General features: G+C 41.8%; 14 protein-coding genes. 6 read left to right on the top strand and 8 right to left on the bottom strand.

Annotated features, from left to right (window positions below; genetic code table 11):
- Positions 1–48 precede the first annotated feature (48 nt).
- The 3 genes from MUCPA_RS11760 (at position 49) to MUCPA_RS11750 (ending at position 2,461) form a co-directional block, all read left to right on the top strand.
- A complete protein-coding gene (locus tag MUCPA_RS11760; RefSeq protein WP_008506595.1) occupies positions 49–858 on the top strand; it encodes a hypothetical protein in 810 nt (269 codons plus the stop codon).
- 19 nt (positions 859–877) lie between these two features.
- The gene (locus MUCPA_RS11755; RefSeq protein WP_008506593.1) at positions 878–1,525 is read left to right on the top strand and encodes a YceI family protein; all 648 of its coding nucleotides are present in this window, start codon (positions 878–880) and stop codon (positions 1,523–1,525) included.
- 177 nt (positions 1,526–1,702) lie between these two features.
- Positions 1,703–2,461, top strand: a complete 759-nt coding sequence (locus MUCPA_RS11750; RefSeq protein ID WP_008506592.1) for a metallophosphoesterase — start codon at positions 1,703–1,705, stop codon at positions 2,459–2,461.
- A gap of 62 nt (positions 2,462–2,523) precedes the next feature.
- On the opposite strand, the gene MUCPA_RS11745 is transcribed toward MUCPA_RS11750, so the two are convergent.
- Both MUCPA_RS11745 and MUCPA_RS11740 read right to left on the bottom strand, forming a co-directional pair.
- Positions 2,524–4,092 carry an RNA-binding domain-containing protein gene (locus tag MUCPA_RS11745; RefSeq protein WP_008506591.1) on the bottom strand — a complete coding sequence of 523 codons (1,569 nt, stop codon included), beginning with the start codon at positions 4,090–4,092 and terminating at the stop codon, positions 2,524–2,526.
- A gap of 605 nt (positions 4,093–4,697) precedes the next feature.
- Positions 4,698–5,969 carry a tyrosine-type recombinase/integrase gene (locus MUCPA_RS11740; protein ID WP_008506589.1) on the bottom strand — a complete coding sequence of 424 codons (1,272 nt, stop codon included), beginning with the start codon at positions 5,967–5,969 and terminating at the stop codon, positions 4,698–4,700.
- A 494-nt stretch (positions 5,970–6,463) separates the two neighbouring features.
- Here MUCPA_RS11740 and MUCPA_RS11730 point away from each other — a divergent pair, with 494 nt between their 5' ends.
- Positions 6,464–7,783 carry a site-specific integrase gene (locus tag MUCPA_RS11730; protein ID WP_008506586.1) on the top strand — a complete coding sequence of 440 codons (1,320 nt, stop codon included), beginning with the start codon at positions 6,464–6,466 and terminating at the stop codon, positions 7,781–7,783.
- A gap of 105 nt (positions 7,784–7,888) precedes the next feature.
- Positions 7,889–8,119: a hypothetical protein gene (locus tag MUCPA_RS11725; RefSeq protein ID WP_008506585.1), complete on the top strand. Its 231-nt coding sequence runs from the start codon at positions 7,889–7,891 to the stop codon at positions 8,117–8,119.
- Between the two features lie 704 nt (positions 8,120–8,823).
- Here MUCPA_RS11725 and MUCPA_RS11720 read toward each other — a convergent pair.
- Together MUCPA_RS11720 and MUCPA_RS11715 are read right to left on the bottom strand one after the other, a co-directional pair.
- Complete coding sequence (locus MUCPA_RS11720) at positions 8,824–9,648, bottom strand: hypothetical protein (protein WP_008506583.1); 825 nt, start codon at positions 9,646–9,648, stop codon at positions 8,824–8,826.
- Positions 9,642–11,189: a hypothetical protein gene (locus MUCPA_RS11715; protein ID WP_008506582.1), complete on the bottom strand. Its 1,548-nt coding sequence runs from the start codon at positions 11,187–11,189 to the stop codon at positions 9,642–9,644. The genes MUCPA_RS11720 and MUCPA_RS11715 overlap by 7 nt, the downstream gene beginning before the upstream one ends.
- Positions 11,190–11,473: 284 nt before the next feature.
- On the opposite strand from MUCPA_RS11715, the gene MUCPA_RS11710 reads away from it, so the two are divergent.
- A complete protein-coding gene (locus MUCPA_RS11710; protein ID WP_008505051.1) occupies positions 11,474–12,466 on the top strand; it encodes an IS110 family transposase in 993 nt (330 codons plus the stop codon).
- Between the two features lie 15 nt (positions 12,467–12,481).
- Here the strand turns inward: MUCPA_RS11710 and MUCPA_RS11705 are convergent, their stop codons facing one another.
- From MUCPA_RS11705 to MUCPA_RS11690, 4 genes are read right to left on the bottom strand one after another with little or no spacing between them, the layout of a single operon-like run.
- Positions 12,482–14,749, bottom strand: a complete 2,268-nt coding sequence (locus tag MUCPA_RS11705; RefSeq protein WP_008506581.1) for an nSTAND3 domain-containing NTPase — start codon at positions 14,747–14,749, stop codon at positions 12,482–12,484.
- A gap of 52 nt (positions 14,750–14,801) precedes the next feature.
- A complete protein-coding gene (locus MUCPA_RS11700; protein WP_169316167.1) occupies positions 14,802–15,233 on the bottom strand; it encodes a hypothetical protein in 432 nt (143 codons plus the stop codon).
- Between the two features lie 29 nt (positions 15,234–15,262).
- Complete coding sequence (locus tag MUCPA_RS11695; protein ID WP_157543879.1) at positions 15,263–16,477, bottom strand: hypothetical protein; 1,215 nt, start codon at positions 16,475–16,477, stop codon at positions 15,263–15,265.
- A complete protein-coding gene (locus tag MUCPA_RS11690; RefSeq protein ID WP_008506578.1) occupies positions 16,474–18,633 on the bottom strand; it encodes a hypothetical protein in 2,160 nt (719 codons plus the stop codon). Before MUCPA_RS11690 ends, MUCPA_RS11695 begins: the two co-directional genes overlap by 4 nt.
- Positions 18,634–18,843 lie beyond the last annotated feature (210 nt).

The following is an 18,843-nucleotide window of genomic DNA, read 5'->3' as shown; positions in this document are numbered from 1 at the left end:
TGGGTCGTAGTTCTATGCCTGGTTAAAGAAGATTTCGGCCATCATATCATGTCAATATTTTATTTACAAAGTTTACATTTTTATTTACAATCCAAATTCCCAACCCTGAAATATCTCGAAGTAATTTCGCTGAACAACGTTGATAATATTATCGGAATTAAGATGCAGACACCATTTTACACCTTACTCATTGCGTTTACTTTTTCCACGGCCTGCGGACAAAAGCAAACTGCACCAAATAAAGATATTAAGAAGTCAGAAACCAAAGACACCCGCCCTTCCACCGATTCTAATGAAAAATACCATGCTAAGTATGTATATACTGATGCTACCGGTAAACATCTGATCATACAAAACAGCTTTCCAAAAGGTGGACCATACACTGACCCTAATGGGAAGAAATATTTTAGAATTATATTTTGGACCAGATTGATCAATGAAACTGATGAATCGCTGGAATTGAACATCGATTTTCCGGCAGACCCCTATGAGGTTCCGGGCTTCCCCGGCAAATACCATAGAGTATTGATTCCACCCGATACGATGACCATTAATAAAGAAGCAATGTATGACTATGGTCTAGCCGGGTTAAAATCCTTTTTAGATAATAGTATTCATAAACCGTCATCTTTAAAAAGAATTATCAGCCCAAAGGCATCGAGTGGTTTTTATGTTGTCATACTTAGCCAAACGACTCAAGGAGCACTTAGTGGTGTATTGCGAGCAGGACTAAGCCTGAAAGGGCATGATCTTTATTATAGTATAAAAATCGATGGGTCAAAAAATAACGCTGGATCAAGCGATAAAGAAATTCATTGTGGAAGTATAAATTTAAAAAATTTGATGTTACAGAACTAACAAAAGCCTCAATTTACTTATGAACAACAAGCGATATGCCACCTATTTAATTTTAATTATTGCCCTTTTTTTCTTCGGTTGCGGTGGACCTGTAACGGGGGAAAATGAAACCAATACATTGGCAAGCTCCATATCCTTACATGTTGGGGATAAAAAATATTTTATGATATATACGAAGGAAAGTGTCATAACCTGGGAAGGTTCTAGTGTTCATGGGAAGCATGACGGGTACGCCAATATATCAAAAGGAGAATTAATGATCGAAAACGGTCAACTTACGGGAGGTACGGTTGAAATTGACATGAACACAATTGAAGATAAAAACTACGGAAGGAATAATAAACTTATTAAACACTTAAAAGATCCTGATTTTTTTGATGTTAAAAGATTCCCTTTTTCTACAATCGTAATTACTAAGGTTGAATCGATAGATGGTGAGCATAAAAAAGTTACCGGGAACCTAACGATCAAGGGTATCACACACCCGGTTACTTTTTCGGCGATAATGGAAATTAAGGGCGGAATTGTCAAAGCCAATGGTAAGCTGGTTATTGATCGAACATTATGGGATGTCCGGTATAAATCAGGAAAGTTCTTTGATAATTTAAAGGATCAAGCTATTTCGGATTCCATTGAATTTCAGATTAAGATCTTGGCAAAGAAATAAGATTAATTGAGAAATCATGAAATACAAGCTATTGCTGTAATGGTAATTTTTATGTCAACTTATTTTAACATCGTTCCAATTTAAAAGCAATACAAATAAGTGTATTTAAAAAGTTAAGTCAGATAATTGTCTTGAATATTGGATTTTAAAGCGCCCTTTTTCTAATTTTGAAACGCCATGATTTTACAATATTGCTCCGATCTTCATTTAGAGTTTCCCCAAAATGAAGCCTATATAAAAGCTAACCCCATTAAGCCCATAGGCGACATTTTGATATTGGCTGGCGATGTTACTTTGTTTACCAGGATAGACAAACAAAAGGACTTTTTTGATTATGTCAGCGATTACTTTGAAGCAACCTATTGGATACCAGGAAATCACGAGTACTATCAAAGTGATATTTCAAACAGATCGGGGTCATTTGAAGAAAAGATCAGAAGTAATGTGTCATTGATAAATAATGTGGTTAAAAAAATTGGCGCGCATCAGTTGCTATTTTCCACTTTATGGTCGTCCATAAGCCTGTTAAATGGCTGGCGGATAGAACGTGGCCTGAATGATTTTTATCAAATTAGTTATGATGGGAAGCGTTTTCAAATCCCTGACTATAATGATTTTCATGCAAATAGTCTTACGTTTTTACGCTCCGCTTTGGAAGCAGATACACCGGGCAAAAAAGTAGTGGTCACGCATCATGTTCCTACTTTTAAGAACTACCCGCCTGAATATAAGGGAGACTACCTGAACGAGGCTTTTGCAACGATATTGGATGATTTGATTTCAGATACCACGCCGGATTATTGGATTTACGGGCATCATCACCAAAATATTCCTGAGTTTAAAATAGGTCATACAAAATTGCTAACCAATCAGCTTGGCTATGTTCAGCGCAACGAGCATTTACTCTATCATGCCGATAAATGCATTGAACTTTAGCATATAACGACACTATTATAAATCCTTTTAACTGACGGCAAATGAATTTTATTAAAAGAATTTCATGTAGTGGGAGCCGTATTGCTGGTTTGATACTTTTGATATTTACTGGAAAGTTTATTAGGTTCCGTAAGAGTAATATAACCAGCTTGTATTAGTGGTAAAATATGCAGGCGGTAATTTTTGGGCTGGTTCGAAATGCCGAGGTGATCGAATATATCTGCCCGGCTTTGGGGATTTTGACAAAAGTTTAATATTTCCTTTTGTTTCGGGGATAACAAAATAACATCTCTATTACCATCCCTATTACCATCTCTATTACCTTCCTTATTACTTGCCACTTCCTTTTGGGCATCATCTATAAGAACAACATCGTTTTTAAAAGCAGGATGACAAAATATTTCTACTTCGAAAAAGGTACGTTCATCATCTGTGCGAAAAGATGGTTCAGGAGAGCCATTACGTTCCAAAACACGTTTAATAGTGGGAATGCCTGTAGCACGGCCTTCCGTTAAATCGAGTTCCTTTAAAAAATCTCCTAAACGGCGGTTGCGGTAACGGCGCGGCCTTATCCTGCCGCTGATAAAATCTTCCTGACGGATAGAGCGATCAGGGCCACCATAATTAAGCAGCACGATGGATTCCGGTGAAACCCGGATTTCAACCTGCTCCCTCAGTTGATAATCACGATGAAATAATGCATTCGCCACAGCTTCTTCCAGTGCAGCGTAAGGGTAATTCCAAATACGGATTGCTTCGGCCTTGTCAGCTTGCTTAATGACTTTTTCCTTTAAAAAGTTTGTTTTTAATAACTCCAGTGTCTTTCTGATTAAAGCAGGTACGGGGCCTGTAATACGCGGGTATTCAAGAAATTCCGATTCTCCTTCACCCATTGGAAAATACACGACATCCACCCAGGTGGCCGGGAAGAATTTTTCCGGGTGTTCATTAAACATCATCAATGCCACATTCCGGGGAAAGCGGTGTTCGGGCGGGCCATCAACCAGGAGCATCTGTTCTAATATCTCCGTTTTGGTATGCTGACCGGAAGCTTCCATCAATTTACTGCCTATCAGACGCAAATGATCCTGAATGAGTACCATTGAAATATCATCTATGCTGGCATATTGATTAGAGCGGTCATCAAAGGGAATTTGGTTGGCCAGACTAATCAGTTCTTGCTGAGTTTCCATATCTGCAACAGCAGAACTGGCATACCTACGAACATAATAGGAGTATCTTTTTTGTTTGGCCGTAATTTGTTCAGGCACTTCATAAGGGCGGTTAGAGCCACCGGGCACCCAAATAACTAAAATTTGCTGGCCATCCACAGTTTCAATAAAGAGTTTAGGATGGTAAACGGGGTTAATCAGGTTATTATACCCGATCATCTCTTTTTGAATAGAGGCAATCTTGGAGGCACTTAAACCTACAACGGGCCGCTTGGCAATCCCGCTTTCTTCTTCCACGCCAATCAGAATATAGCCACCACCCACATTTTCAAAATCATTCGCAAAAGCACAAATTGAACGGTATATGGCATCAGGATTCCATCCCTCTTTAAATTCGAGCCGTTCCGATTCAACAGAACGAGCGTTTAATAAATCTTCAATATTGACGTGTAATGGCATCTTGTAAAAATAAGCAGGAATGTCATAGTATCGAATTAAAATTTAATTCTCCATTTTTGAATCAGCGCAATAAATTTTTTATCGCAGTGTTATTTATTTATTGCTTTTTGAATGTAGCTAATTGTGAGATAGTTGCAAATTCTATTCTGGCCATTTTTAGGATCATTTAAAGGTGCTAAATTCTAAAGAAATAGCAGAAGATTATAATGAGTCGGATATTGACTTTGATTGTCCAAAGCCAACTCTTCGGCTTTCCTATGCAAAGTTTGATTTTTTTGTTGCGGGGTTTGAGTTTTGAGTTCTTATGGATGGTACGATAAACTGGGTGTAGTAAAAATTCCCAAATCCCATATTCACCAGTACCGCGAAGATAGCCCACCGCCGGGTAAAAAGTAAAGGCCATGCAGAGCGGGCCATTTTGTTTTGTTTTTTAGCGGTGGCCCGGCCTTGACTATTTACCCGGCTCCCGCTTTTGGTTGCTTACATGGTGAAAATGGAATGGTGTGTTCTTGACTTGCATGGCGTATTGCATAGCGGGTCAAAAGCGTCCTTCCCTGTTTGTTTTCGATATGCCGCAAGTAGGTTGGTATTGATAAGAGGCCGTTTCAAACGGCCTCTTGAGTTACTGTTGGTTTTGCTACTGTAAATTCCATAAGCTTTTCTGCCATGCTCTTTTTAGCATCATTTTCAAAGCCTTTCCAGTAGTTCTGTGTTGTATTCATGGTTGTATGCCCCAAAGCTTCCTGTGCAAATTCCAGCCCCATTGTACGGGTTGCCTGGGTAGTGAATGAATGGCGGGCTACCATCGTGCCTAATTTAAATGATAAGCCTAACTGATCGACCAATTTTTGCATGTGCTGGTTTACAAACCGGATAAAATTTTGGTTGACTCGATGCCGCTCTTTTGCTGACATGCCTGTCTGGAATATGGGAAACAAGTAATCATTAGGCTTGCCTTTTTCGTTGGCATACTTTTTAATAAAATCTTTAATATAGCTGGTCAAGGGAACAACAATAGGTGTCGGGTCTTCCTTTGTAGTATTTTTCGTCTTGTGCCTTAAAAATGAAAAATAGGTGTCATGAATATCTTTAAACCTTAATTCAGCAATATCCCTGAAATTCATTCCGTTGCACTGGTAACTGAAAAACCAGAAATCCCTGGCCTTTAGCATAAAGCTATCTGTGGCATCTGCAATATACAAAGCGTTAAGATCAGGTGTTTCCAACGCCTTTTTTACATTTTTACCGTTAGGGATTTTATAGGTTTTAAAGGGATAAAGTTCAGGGGAAATGTCCCCGGCTGCAATTGCTTTATTAAAGATCGCCCTTAAATTACGCATATAAATGCCAACTGTTGTTTTGGAACTATTTTTGGAAATCATCCATTGTTCATATTTATTTAAAACTTCGGCTGAAAGTGCGGTAAAAGGAATATACGTAACCGGATTTTTTTTACCCTCACTCAAATAAGCCGTAATAGAATTAATGCTGCAATTGTAACTGGAAGCTGTGCCGATCTGCTCATTTTTGTCCAGTACCTTTACATAAGCAGCAAAATGGTCAATAACATTATTGGCGCTTGCTTTGGTACGGAACATCTTGCGTTCAAATTTTTCAAAAGTAAAGCTATCACCTAAATCCTTAGCCAGTTCTGCCGCTTTTTGTATAATAGCATCCAACTCAATTTTAAGTTCCTTAAGTTCTCCTCTTGGCTTGGCAGCCAAATAAGATTGTTCAAACTGTTCATTGCTCAATTTGTAATCAGTTTTATACCACCGTTCCATTTTTGCGGTAAAATAAACGTGTAGTTTTAAAGGGTAATTGCCATCTTTCAATGCCCGCCTTGTGTCCAGATATAAAGAAACCTCTGCTTTCATGATTTTAATAATTAAATGTATAAATTTGCAGAAACAAACAAAATATAAGCATCGCAATAAATGAGATAAAATGCTGATTTATAGTGCGATTTACTAATACAAATGTAAGAAAAATCATTGAATTATTTGCAGAAAATTTGCAGAAAAATGGACAACAAATCGCAAAATATCACAAATTATCCAATATTGAAATATGTATAAAATGTTGATTATCAATACATAACAATTAATTGCAAAATACCAATAATGTGTAAAATATGACTGTTAATCAGAGGGTCGCTGGTTCGAGCCCAGCCTCAGGAGCCAAGCCCCACACGTCTGTGGGGCTTTTTTTATACAAAAATGGCCTATTTAGTGCAAAAAATGCACTTTTTGTCATTCTGACTTATCAGAGGCTATACTTTCAAATTTTAGGTTTTACAGGGTTTTTTGTTAAACTTCACGGGGTTTTGTTACAAATATGTAACAGAGTTTCGTGGTTAAATCACTGATTTATGGCCACTTTAAGCGCTAAAGTATTTAAGCACCACAAAAAGGCAGATGGTACCTACAACGTAAAAATTTGCGTTTACCACAAAACAGAACGGGTTTTTATGGATACAGAGCATTATGTATCTGATAAGAAACTCACAAAGTCATTAGAGATAAAGGACACCTTTATCTTAAAGGTTTTAAACAATACCCTTGATGGCTACCGCGAAGAAATAAGCAGGCTCGGTAATAAACTTGATTTTTATACGGCCAAGGATTTAAAGGAATATCTATCGAAATCGAATGAGAGTGTGGATTTTCTTCAATTCTGTCAAATCCATATCAATACGTTAAAAGCAAATGGCCAGGTAAAGAGCGCAACCAACTATAATACGGTTGCTAATAGTTTGCAGGATTTTTTTAACAGGAAGTCATTGCCTATAGAAGAAATTACTTTGCGAACTCTCTATGCGTATGAACGCTATTTAAGAGGTGCCCGGAAAATGGAACGCACTAATCAATTTGGTAAAACCTATACAATAGAAACAAAAGGCATATCCGATGCAGGCGTACATAATTATTTAAGAGACTTCAGGGGTTTGTTTTCCGCAGCAATGGCTTATTACAATAAACCATCGTTAGGAATCACCTTGATTACTTATAGTCCCTTTACGGAGTATAAGATTGTTGATGCCCCGGAAACCAAGAAACGTAACATCGAAATTGAACAAGTAAAATTGATTAGGGATTGTAAGGTCAAGGCGGGTAGCCGGGCAGAACTTGCCAGAGACATGTTTATGCTGTCGTTCTATCTATGCGGTATCAACGCTGTTGATCTGTACCATTCGCGATATGTAGTACGCAATGGACGGATGGAATACAACCGCTCAAAGACTAAAGGAAAACGTAAGGACAAGGCTTTTATCAGTATTCAGGTACCGTCTGAGGCTGTTGGTCTACTTTCAAAATATGGTGATTGCCTGGGTGAAAGATATGCTACGATAGGAAACTTAAATGCAGCATTAAGTGAGGGGATGGTCGAGGTGTGTAAAACAACGGAATTATCGGGGATAACCTATTATTGGGCACGACACACTTTTGGCAACCTTGCTCGAAACAAATGCAGGATGTCCAAAGATGATGTTGCGTTAGCGCTTAATCATGTAGATCATGGGCGAACTACGACTGATATTTATTTGGATAAGGATTGGAGTATTGTAGATGAGGTACAGGATGCCGTGCTTAATCTATTAAGGAGTTTGGATAAGAAACAGGACGATGATCCCTTTGCAACTGTAAGAATTTTGTTTAACCAAATTGAATTACCGAAGTTACAGGCATGAAAAGTCAAGAAGAAAGGCCCGGTATAAAATATCAGGGCCTTTAATAATCATTATTTGAGGAAAATTTCTTTTGGAATTAACTAAATTAATTAGCAATTTAGACTTATGAGAACGTTCATCTTTTTTGTTTTAGCCGTGTTTATTACAACCGGCGCATTTTGGGGAGCTTTGTTTTCAAAAAACCTCTTAACCGGTTACATAACTGCATTTGTAGTCGCGGGTATAGTATGGTCACTGTTTGCCGCCTGGGTGCGTCACCGTAACCGGAAAACGGAGTTAAGGGAAAGCCAGGAGCGCCTGTTTCGCCACCATATGCAGATGCAACGTCGCAGATAACCAAATCCTTAGCTCAATTCTAAAATTTTATTGTTTTGCCTTGCGCGCCGGACCGCCTCGCCAAGCTGATTAACTAATTCCGGATGGCAAGGCAATGCTTTAGGCGCAAAAAGATCGTAACGTATTTGTAACGTAATTACGCGGAGTTAAACAAAAAATTGAATAAAACCCATCGACAGAACAGCCCGACGAAATGGCCCTATGCCACGAAATGTGCCTTTTAGATAGAAAGAGGCCTGTTTTTGTTTGTGGTGGCTACTGTACAAATCTCAAACTATTTCCTGTCTGATTGGCATTTAATCGACGATTTGGATTTGTAAATCTCATTCTCGTATTGAAGAAAGAGGGATTTCCCAATAGTACCTTTAACAGTACATGTATAATGTCTGATGACCGTTAAGCAGACTGCCAATGCACCCCAAGCATTGATTTTTCAAACAATGAAATGTCAATGCTTTTAAAAAAGCTATCAATGGGATATGATAATAAATAGTTATCTCTTATTGACATAAACTCGCAAACTTAAAGATGTAATTACATTCAAATCTTTGGAAAAGTTACTTTGAGAAGCACACATTGATTCACTCGCATAGGTTCTAAGTCTTGTCCAAAATTTATTAATGCCAACGCTTTTTTAATTATAATTTAGGTAGTTACTTGAAATAATCCGCAATTTAATTTTTTGCAATAAATATTCATGAAGACTAATTAGCTGGTATGTATTTCAGATGGTGTTTACTCGATTTCTCCAATGCAGTCATTAGATCAATGATAAAGGCCCCGGTATTGTCCAGGATCGCTTTGGTAAACACATGCAACAAAAGGTCTGCTGATTTTGGGGTAAATGTATTCACCATAGCAGCCACATAGTAATTGTAGTTGTCAGATTCCAGGTTAATGGAAACCCCGTGAACAAACTTATTCCGCAATAAATTGATCTGTTCAAGGTATTTTATGAAAAATGGATCAGCCGAAGTCATGCAAATATTCAGCCGGTCATTGTTACGGTAACCCAGGCTGATCATCAGCTTCAGATAATCCAAGTAATCCCGTAACGGGGAGCTAAGGGGTTTCTTAATATAAACCATCACTTTTCTTAAAAATATCTCTGCCAACGTCACCAGGTTTTCATACATGGACGCGATGGTCAGGATAAAGGTCTGAAAATTGCCGTCCACCATGTCCTTATAGGCATAGCGGTCATCAACCGAAAAGTAATAGTTGATAACCGCCGTACCGTCGATCAGCGTACTGTCGACACCCACCGGGAGCGTCGTAATATTGCCCGACAAGACACCATGATCGGCATCTTCAAAATAGTTGTAATAGATCGCTTCGCATTTTTTGAATTTCGCTTCAATGGCATTCAGTACTGCGTTCACGTTTGCTGCGTCCGGGCTGAATTTATTATCGATATTTTTATTGATGGCGGTTACTTTGGCGGCTGCGGTTTTAGCGGCCAACAGCGTGATCAGGTCATTCTTTTGCCTGGCAAAATCTGACAAGGTTCGGGTTTTGGTGACTACCATGTTAAGTTTTCTCGGTCAAGGCCACGGTCAATATCCGCATTAACGGATTTTAGTACTTCTTTCAGAAACTGTTTTACAGGCAAGCTGTCAGGCAGTCGCTGCATAAACGATTCTAGTAAATTTTTGAGATCAAGATCGACCTGGAATGGCTGCCCTGCTGTCCCGGACTTCACACCCATTGTGGTCAGTGCGGAATAGCATTCATAGCGCAGCCGCTTGTATTGTTCCTCGCTTACATCCTGGAAGTCATTCACAAAATCAAAAGCATCAACAATCAGTTGGACAAGCATTTCGTCCTTGTGGTGGAATATGCTGAGCGAATCTAATAAGCGTTCCAGGCGCTCGCCGTCGGTAGTGAATGTTTCAATCTGGAATTTATAATAATCAAATAAAGGCCGGTCGAAAAGCTGCGAGGGTTGCAGGTATTCCAGCATATTCTTCGCGTAAAACAAATGACCGCCTTCACCGTCAATATCCAGGTACCATTCCAGCGCCTTTTTATACATCGACAATTTGAGGCCTTCCGCTTGGTCGAACAACTGCGAATGGTCACCCTGCGGCACGAATTCATAGCCACTGAGCGTCCTTGTGTTAATCACCAAATCCTTTTTATGGGCGTATCGTTTTAACAGGTAGTCAAATACCACATCGATGCCTTGTTCCTTAAGCACTCGGTTCAGACAGCGTTCTATCTCATAGGTCAGGTAATACCGGATCGTGTGGTTTAAGATCAGGTCCGCCATCTGGGCTGAAGTAACCGTCTGATTGTCGCTGAGCCTGATGAAGAACATTTCGGACTGCCGCTGTTCCGCCCGCGCGAGATACCGCTGGCAAATCTTCAGCGCCTGCGGGTATTTGGCTGCAAAAATCAGCTGGATCGCCATCGAGAGGATGTAGTTGTTTTCCTTGTTACCCTTATTGAAAATCGCAACAATCAGTTCCGCATCCTTTAGCGATACGTCGGTTTTGTCCGGCACACGCTGGGCATATACCGTTAAAATGGTATTGTCGGCCTCGGCTGTATTAAGCCGCTGAAGCGCGCTGACCTGGTTCCAGAAAAAATCCTGGTCGTGGTGGAGATAGTAGAAGCTGCCTAATATCCTCGAACCATACATGCCGTACAGCTTCATCGAAGCTTTGAACATCCTGTCGTGCAGTACCTTTGCATAGTCCGGATATTTCATTTCCAGGACATTTTGAAAAACCCAGTAATAATGCGGCGGATAGGGCTGCGGTTCAAGGTAAGCGATAATACTGTCGGCCAATAACTCCTCATCCGCCGTTTGGACGATCTCTTCGCAGCGATCTGCAACATACTTTTCTACATTCGGCATGTCGAGAATACTTATCTCGGCTTTTGAAAAGAGTTGCGACAAGCGCTCAACAAGGTTTTTGGGTTTGAGCGCTTCTTTGACGCCGTCGATCTGTTTGACCAAAGCCGGCGACGCCCCCCATTTGACAAACCAATAGAGCTTCTCTAGGATTTCCTTGCGGTCCAGCAGGTTGAAGGTATCGGCCTGGCTTGTTAAAAATGCCAGCACGGATTTGATCTCGCTGTCATTGCCTTTGGTCTAAAGATAATAATTAATAGCAATTGTTATTGTTGAAAACGGGGGGTGCAGGGGGGTGTTAAAAACTAAAGAGTTTGTGGATAAGTTATAAAAAAGGCAGGGTGAACTTTTGTCATTCCTGGTTTTTAGAACCAATCGTCGTATTAGTTCCCTGCCTTTTTAAGATTGCCCAAGGCCCAGCTAGAATAATTCCATTGATTTATCAAAGGTGATTGGCAAAAGGCAATTAAATTAATTGATCAAAACACAAACGTATGAAAACATGGAATGTTGTTTTAGGTGTCGATGTATCAAAAAAGACGGTCGATATCTGTTGGTCGGAGCGTAAGCTGTTCGTTCACATCGATAACAATAGTGAAGGATTCGGCAAGTTTAAAAAATGGTGCAAAACCAACCTGATCGATTTACGGGAAACGTTTATCGTACTGGAATATACCGGCGGTTATGAATACCGTTTCATCCAGTTTTGCGAGTCACAGTCTATAGCTTATCGGCGGGTGCCTGGACTAGAGATTAAGCAATCGATGGGTATGATCAGGGGCAAAAGCGATAGGGCCGACGCATTCCGGATCGGTCAGTATGGAGAAGATAAGATCAAGCGTCTTGAACCATCTAAGTTGTTGGATAATAAAATCTTAGAGCTTAAGACCTTGCTTTCATTCCGTAAACGATTGGTACGGGAAAGTGCTGGATATCAGAGCTCTGTTGGTGAGCGGAAACATATGTATGAGGTAAGTAACCAGGATATGATCGTCCGTATATCTAACGAAAAAAGAGATGCCAATTCGGAATATATCAAGGAGCTAGAATCGCGGATCATGGAACTGATCAAAAGCAATGAGCAGATGTATCTGAATTACCGGATCATCACCAGCATTAAAGGCATAGGCGCAGTGAATGGTTGGATGACCATAGCCTACACGGAGAATTTTACAAGCTTTCCTGACGCGAGGCACTATGCTGTATATGTAGGGGTGATTCCCTTTGAGCATACCTCGGGAACAAGTAAAAAAGGACGAAGGCGAACAAGCAACCTAGCGCAAAAGGAATTGAAACAGGAACTTAACCAGGCAGCTAAAACAGCTATGCAGCATGACCCCGAAATCAGGGCATACGCAGAGCGCAAGATGCAGAATAAAGAATATGGGTTGGTGCTAAACAATATAAAATTCAAACTGATACTACGAATGTTCTCCTTAGTGAAAAGGGGAGAAATGTATGTTGAAAACTATCGAAGGTCAGCTTAAAATATCTTTTTTAAATTAAATTTGGAATTGTTCGAAACCTAGAATACGATAGGGCTTCGTATTGCGTTCGGTGGCGAAAATTCCCATAGGAAGATCGATGAGGCTGTTGAGGGTCTCTGTATGCATCGTAACCGTTTCAGGGGCAACATAAACCTGGACCAGCAGCTCGATCAGCAGCTTCCTGAAATTTTTAACAGCCGGGGTCTCCGGCAGGAAGTAGGTGGTGATCGTCAAACTTTCGCGGTTAACTGCGCTCCATTCGGTGATCGTAAAATCCAATGCCGACATCGCCTTCAAACAAAGCAAGCCGAAAGCCAGTTCCTTTTCATGATAGCCTTTGAACTTCCGGGCGAATTCTTTGACAAAGAAAGTCTGCCGCCCCATATCAAAATTACCGATGATGTCTTTTTTATCAAACGCGAATAAATTCGCCACTTTCTGCTCACCGGTTATAACATAAAGGCTGAACGCCCGCCGGTAAACAAAATCCCCGTTTGCCGGGCTTTCCTGAAGATAGCCCAGCATCGTGATCACTTTGCTCAAAGCGCTTTCACCCGAGAAATAATTGTATTGTTTATCATGATCGAATTCTGCTTTAACCGGATGACCGTCCGTTGCCAGGCATTTTAAATACAGGTCAATGGTGGCTTTGGCAATGTCCGGTTTGATAAACGTAATCGTCTGGATCGTGTCCAGCACCCTGCGTACCAGGTTGATTTGGTCGGTGCTTTCGATCAGCTGAATGTAGATGTTCAGTATTTCATTTAAGATGTCATTATTGTTGATCACCTCATCGACACTGCTGAGGTTAATGATAACATTACCGGCCATCGGAGCGAATTCCGTCAGGTATTTGACGACCTGGTTCTGATCGATATTCGACAACAGGATGTCACTGTAATAATCGGGCTTGATACTTTGTTCATATCGGCCGTTGACGTAATCATGTTCCATCAGGATTTTCAGCGCATTCCTGACGGCACCCGGATCAATGCCCAGCAATCCGCCAAGCTTGTCGCTGATCTCCGTGTCGGTAAAGTTAAAGGGCTCCAGCAGCGCAACCACTTCCAACAGCGACCTAGACCTGAATTTTTCGATACCCAGTTCGGTGTTGACTTTAACTATGAAGGCCTCGAAATAACTGGTAACATAATCCCTCAAAAAGTCCTGGGCCTTGATCTGATTGATCTGGATATGGTTGTTCATCGCATTCAACATCGCTACGATCAGGATAGGCTTTCCAAAGGAGATGGTCACCAATTGATTGATATAGTGCCAGTAATCCGTGTTCCCGATATACCTTAAAAAGGCTTCTTCTGTTTCCTGCCGGCTCAGCTCATTCAGCTTTAGTGTCAGTGCGTTCTGTTTTTCGTACTCCCGTAACAGGATGAGCGCATTGTTGGCCTCCAGCTTCCGGCTCGTCAAAATTAATTTAACGTTTTTAAGGCTGTCGGCGATGGCTTTCATATCTGCGATGACCTTCGGGTCATAGGTATGAGCATCATCGATCAACACGACATATTTCCGGCCCGGCGCCAGCGCGCGGTAGATCTTATCAAAATCAATCACGCGGTTGATCAAAACCAGCGCGGTCCAGTCTTCTAGGTTATCTACTTTTTGCTTAAAGAACTCCAGCACCAGCCGGGTTTTACCAATACCAGCGTCCCCAACGATAATCGCGAGTGTTTTGTCGCTGTCCAGGAAATCGGCAAGTGCCGTCAGGTCAGCCTGGCGCCCTATAAAGAAATTGGACATTGACCACGGCTCAAAATGCTGTGCGTCTAAACTTTGCTGATAGACCTCTTTGTAACCCCGCAGTTGCGCGGTCTTAAAGCCGTCATTCAGCCATAAGGACAAGATCGGATATTGAACAAATAAAGTAAACAGTTTTGCGCCGTCCCACACATAAAGTTTGGTTTGCTTGCCGTCTTTGAGCACCTGTTCATCAAAAACCTGTTTCAGGGCCTTTACTTCCTGCGGCAGCAGTTCGACGTTGGTGGCCAGCACCAAAAAAGCCTCATTCCCCAATTTCTCGGCTTCTTTTTTCAGGTTGAATTTGAGGTTGCTGACCGCTTCACTTCTGGCCGCCTGGTAAAACTTAAATTGGAAGCGCCAGTCCCCGGTTTCGCCCTGGTAAGTACCTGTGAAAGATCCGTCTATACCGCCGTCGGGGCCCGGTGCTGAATAGGGCCGGTATTGCTTTCCAAATTCAAACGTGCACAACGCATTGCAAAACAACTCGAATTCGTCATAATTATAATTTGCCCAATTGATCTTATCCATCTATTTTCTGATAAGGTGGTTTATTTGATGAGGTTAAAGTTAGCGATTTAATTTATGGTGCGGGATTCATTGCCGCCAGAAAGTACCGTCGCAATAAACAGATATTGCCGGGCGCACCAATAAAATCCTGTGGTATTTCCAGGCCGTAATATTGATTAGGCAGGGCGCCATTGTCTTGTCGGAAAGTATCCGGATGGCTGTTGACCGTCACATCGGCAGCCTGCCCGCCGATCAGATTAAAGGCGTGCAAATAATTGTGGCCGTTGACGACCATAAAACCTTCTGCATACCGCGATCCATTTTGCACCGCCTCGGTCTGTGCATTATGAAAACATTCACCGACTACGTAAAGTGAATTCTGTATCCCGGCCGCGCCGTCAACCTGCATTGCGACGGCATTGTTTTGAAACCAATCCCAAAATTGATCCGCTTCATCCGGCGTGATCATCAGGGTGTGCTGGTCGTCACTCTGATAATAGTCCATCCGGATATGGGTTGTGGTTACAGCGTCAATCATATTACGGGCGGTTGGCCCAGCGGCGGCAGGTTTTCAACGATCAGGATGGCCTTTTCAAAAGCATCGCGGCATTTGGCGAGTTCGTTGTTGACAAAGCGTTGTATGGCCCGGATATCGTTCGCAAGCTGCTGCAAGGCCTGTTCGTTGCCACCGGCGTTGGCGAGCCAGATACGTTTTACCGACGAATTATAGCTGCCTTTAATAAAGGTATTGCTGGTCTGATAGTGGATCAAGGGGTGCCGGTAGCCGGAAAGTGTTTTGTGTTCTTTCGAAAATCTTTTCTCGAACCATTGATAATTCGCATCATTGGCCAGTTGCGGGAATTTTTGTTTCAGCTCCTTTTTTGTCTTTCGCTCAAACAGCTTGTTAAAAGATAAGGCTGCGCCGGACAGGCCCGTGGGCTGCATGAACAGGTAAAAAAGGTAGGCAAGCCGCTCGTAAAACGTATAAATCTCTTCAATGGCATTTTCCAGGTAAAAGATGAATCGGTTATCGTTATAGTCCAGGTTTACCGGGAATACCTTGTTGCCCTGGAAGTAATAATAATTGCTGCCATAGGTAGTAATATAGCGTCCCCAGATATTAGACATTGCCACACTATACAAGATGTTTCTGTGACATTCAACAAACTCATCAAAGTAGTCATGGCTGCTATCGGTTACCTGTGTTGGATTGGTCCGGTCGACCAGCTTCCATATCCTGGTGAAAAAGGTAAATGCCTCGTCGCCCTGATAGGTTTCCTCGAACAACAATTTGATGCCCAGGCGGTCGATCTCCTGCTCATAATTTTTATGAAAAAGGAGCGTGACCTTCTGCTCAGCATTAAGCAGCTTTATATTCTCCCGCGATACGCTGAATTGACCCTGAAATACAAAGGCCTGTATGGTGAAATGAAATTCGACTGGTTGCGAGCTGAACGTAATTCCCCGGTTGTTGTATTCGCTGAGCGTGCCGCTAAGGGACACATCGATGATGATTTCATCAAACGGAAAACCCTGGCTATTTGTGGCGCTGTTCCTGATCACATCATCATTCCACCGGATCGTATCGATCTCGGGCGTGAAATAGGCGTTTTTTACATTTTTTACTTTAGCCGCATAGAAGTGCTGATTTTCAGGGTCTTTTAACAGGCTGAAAAAAAGGCCGCCATTGTTGATCTCCATACATGATTTCAAGGAATCTAAGGTCGTCGGCGTTATCATCGTCATCATCGTACTTTGGTTAGGTAATGTACTTTGATGAATTTATAGTCCGACTTGCCCACGTCAAGCAAGGCAAAGAACTCATCGGTTGTTTCCTTATGGTACTGGCTAAGGATGTTCTCGTAAAAGAACGCTAAGAATGCCGGTAGGTCGTGTCCCGTCCAGTAGGAAAGCATAAACGTCTTACCGTCCGCCACATCATCGCCTACGATCCTGAAATCGTGGTTATCGCCGTCTTTCCGGTATCTTTTTTTGGTGCGTTCGATATTGGCGATCAATGTCTTTTGCGTGGAAACGCCCAGTTCGAGGATGTGTATCGCCGCATCGATCGCATTTTCAATGTTCGCCGTTTCCAGGGCATGAACGAGGGTTTTGATCTGGGCTTTCGCAAAATGCACCATCTTCGGGAGCGGTTTTTTTAGCAAGCCCTGCTGGCCGTCATAGTACTTGTTAAAGGTCTCGTGATAGGAAGTGAGTTTAAAATACCTGTTGCCTTCCCCGTACTGCAAATCAAGATCATCAAAACGCAGGCTTTGCTTCAGGTAAAATGCCAGCAGGTCCAGCTCATCGTCAACAAGGTAGGTTTTCCTTTTAAAAAACTCTCTTCGGCGGTGGATATAATGAATAAGATAGGCTGGTCCTTCCATGTGCTCGCAGACCACTTTCAGGTCGTAAAGGCTGACAATCCAGGGAAAGGTGTCCGGGCCGAATAAGCCCAGTGAATTACCCGCCTTTAGGCTTGTTGAAATGGATTTTATGCCTTCCAGCGTTAAGGAAATGAAATATGCGTTTTTAAACTTGCTGCCGTCTAAGATCACGGGCTTATAGCGTTTATCCCGAAACTCCGCCTGCGGGTTGCCTTTCAAATATTCATAGGCGCGGATCGCCTGCGCGTGGGAAGCCTCAACGATCTCGTCTACATGCTCCTGGATGCGGTCAAAAAAACCTTTTTTAGCCCGGTCGTTGATCTGATGGCCCTTCGCCTCCACAAAGAATACGTCATTATCGATAAAGATGATCCCGTCCAGCTCATATTCACCATAGAACAGGTTGGTATGAAAGGAATTGGTTTTCAGCACACCGATGAGGTAGCCCATCGCGGTGTCTAATAAATAATTATGCCGCCATTTTCCGTAGGCATCTTTTTTCTTGTTATCAGCATAGAGAGTTTTGGCAAATATGCGGTCCAATGCATAATCCATTAAAAAGATTGACGGACAAATATACCTTCCGTCGTGGTGCGCAAGTGGCTTGTCCTTTAAGGGATGGAAAATGGTAGGCAGGCCAAAATTAGTATCAACCTCTCCAAAATTCAGGCTAAAAACTTTCAGGAATTTGTCAACTGTAGCTAGGTCAATATCTTCCATCGCTGCGATCTCAGCAGCGGTAAACGACAGGTCATGCCCTAACCTAGCGATAAAAGATAGTGCCATCGACGAACGAAGGTGGAAGGATATATCTTCGTCGGCCATCTGTTTGTATTGTTCAAGCCATTCCGGTGGATAAAAATTCTTTGTGGGTACGTTTCTGTATTTATACGCCCTGATCTCATCGAGCATTTCCTTTACATGGTCCTTCCTGCCGATCAACGCTTCGGTAGATTTTTCCGACATATAATCCTGGATCGTCAGGCACAACCGGATGGCCTCATCCACTGTAAACCCTAATTTCTGTTTAAAATAATCATTGTAGGGTTTGTACAGATTTTCCAGGCGTTCCCAATGGTGTTCCTCAAAAGTTTCATTACGGACATGTAGCTCTTCATTCGAGATTGACAGCGCAATATAATCCATTTCGGAGATCGATCCGTTGGCGTTAAAGGGTTTATAACTAAAATTGTGTAGGGAGGTAAACAGCGCGATGATCTCTTTTGCCAACGTCTCTATCGTATGTAGGTCACCAGGAAGCTCATGTGCATTACTTAACTCCCGGATACCATACTCAAACGGGAATTTAAGGCAGATCAGGGCGAGGTATTCAGGAACTAAAGCACTTCCTTCAAATTTTCTGTACTGAATTTCCTGTGTAGGCGCGGTAAAGAACCGATAGATACTGTTCGCAATGACTGTAAACGCACCATATTTGCGTATCTTTTCCTCTAATATAGTTACCCTGTCATTGATTTCTTTTAGAATCTTCGTTTTTTCTTCTTCCGGGATGTGCATATTAGGCTAAAGATAAGAGAATTATCAATGCAAATTTTAAGGCCAGATTTCGACGAAGGGACTTCTGCTTTTAATTTATTTTTTTGAAAATGCTGGATCAAACACTGCAAGAACTACAACAAAAGATTAAAACCTTTAGCGACTATGCTTCAAAACAATGTCAGTTTAGCAAATGAGGAAGAGATGAGAATCGTTTATGTCGGTATTAAA

Origin of the sequence: Mucilaginibacter paludis DSM 18603, assembly GCF_000166195.2 — a bacterium.
Taxonomy (GTDB): Bacteria; Bacteroidota; Bacteroidia; order Sphingobacteriales; family Sphingobacteriaceae; genus Mucilaginibacter; species Mucilaginibacter paludis.
The sequence above is the reverse complement of the archived record's forward strand: the minus strand, read 5'-3'. Positions and strand labels throughout refer to the sequence as shown.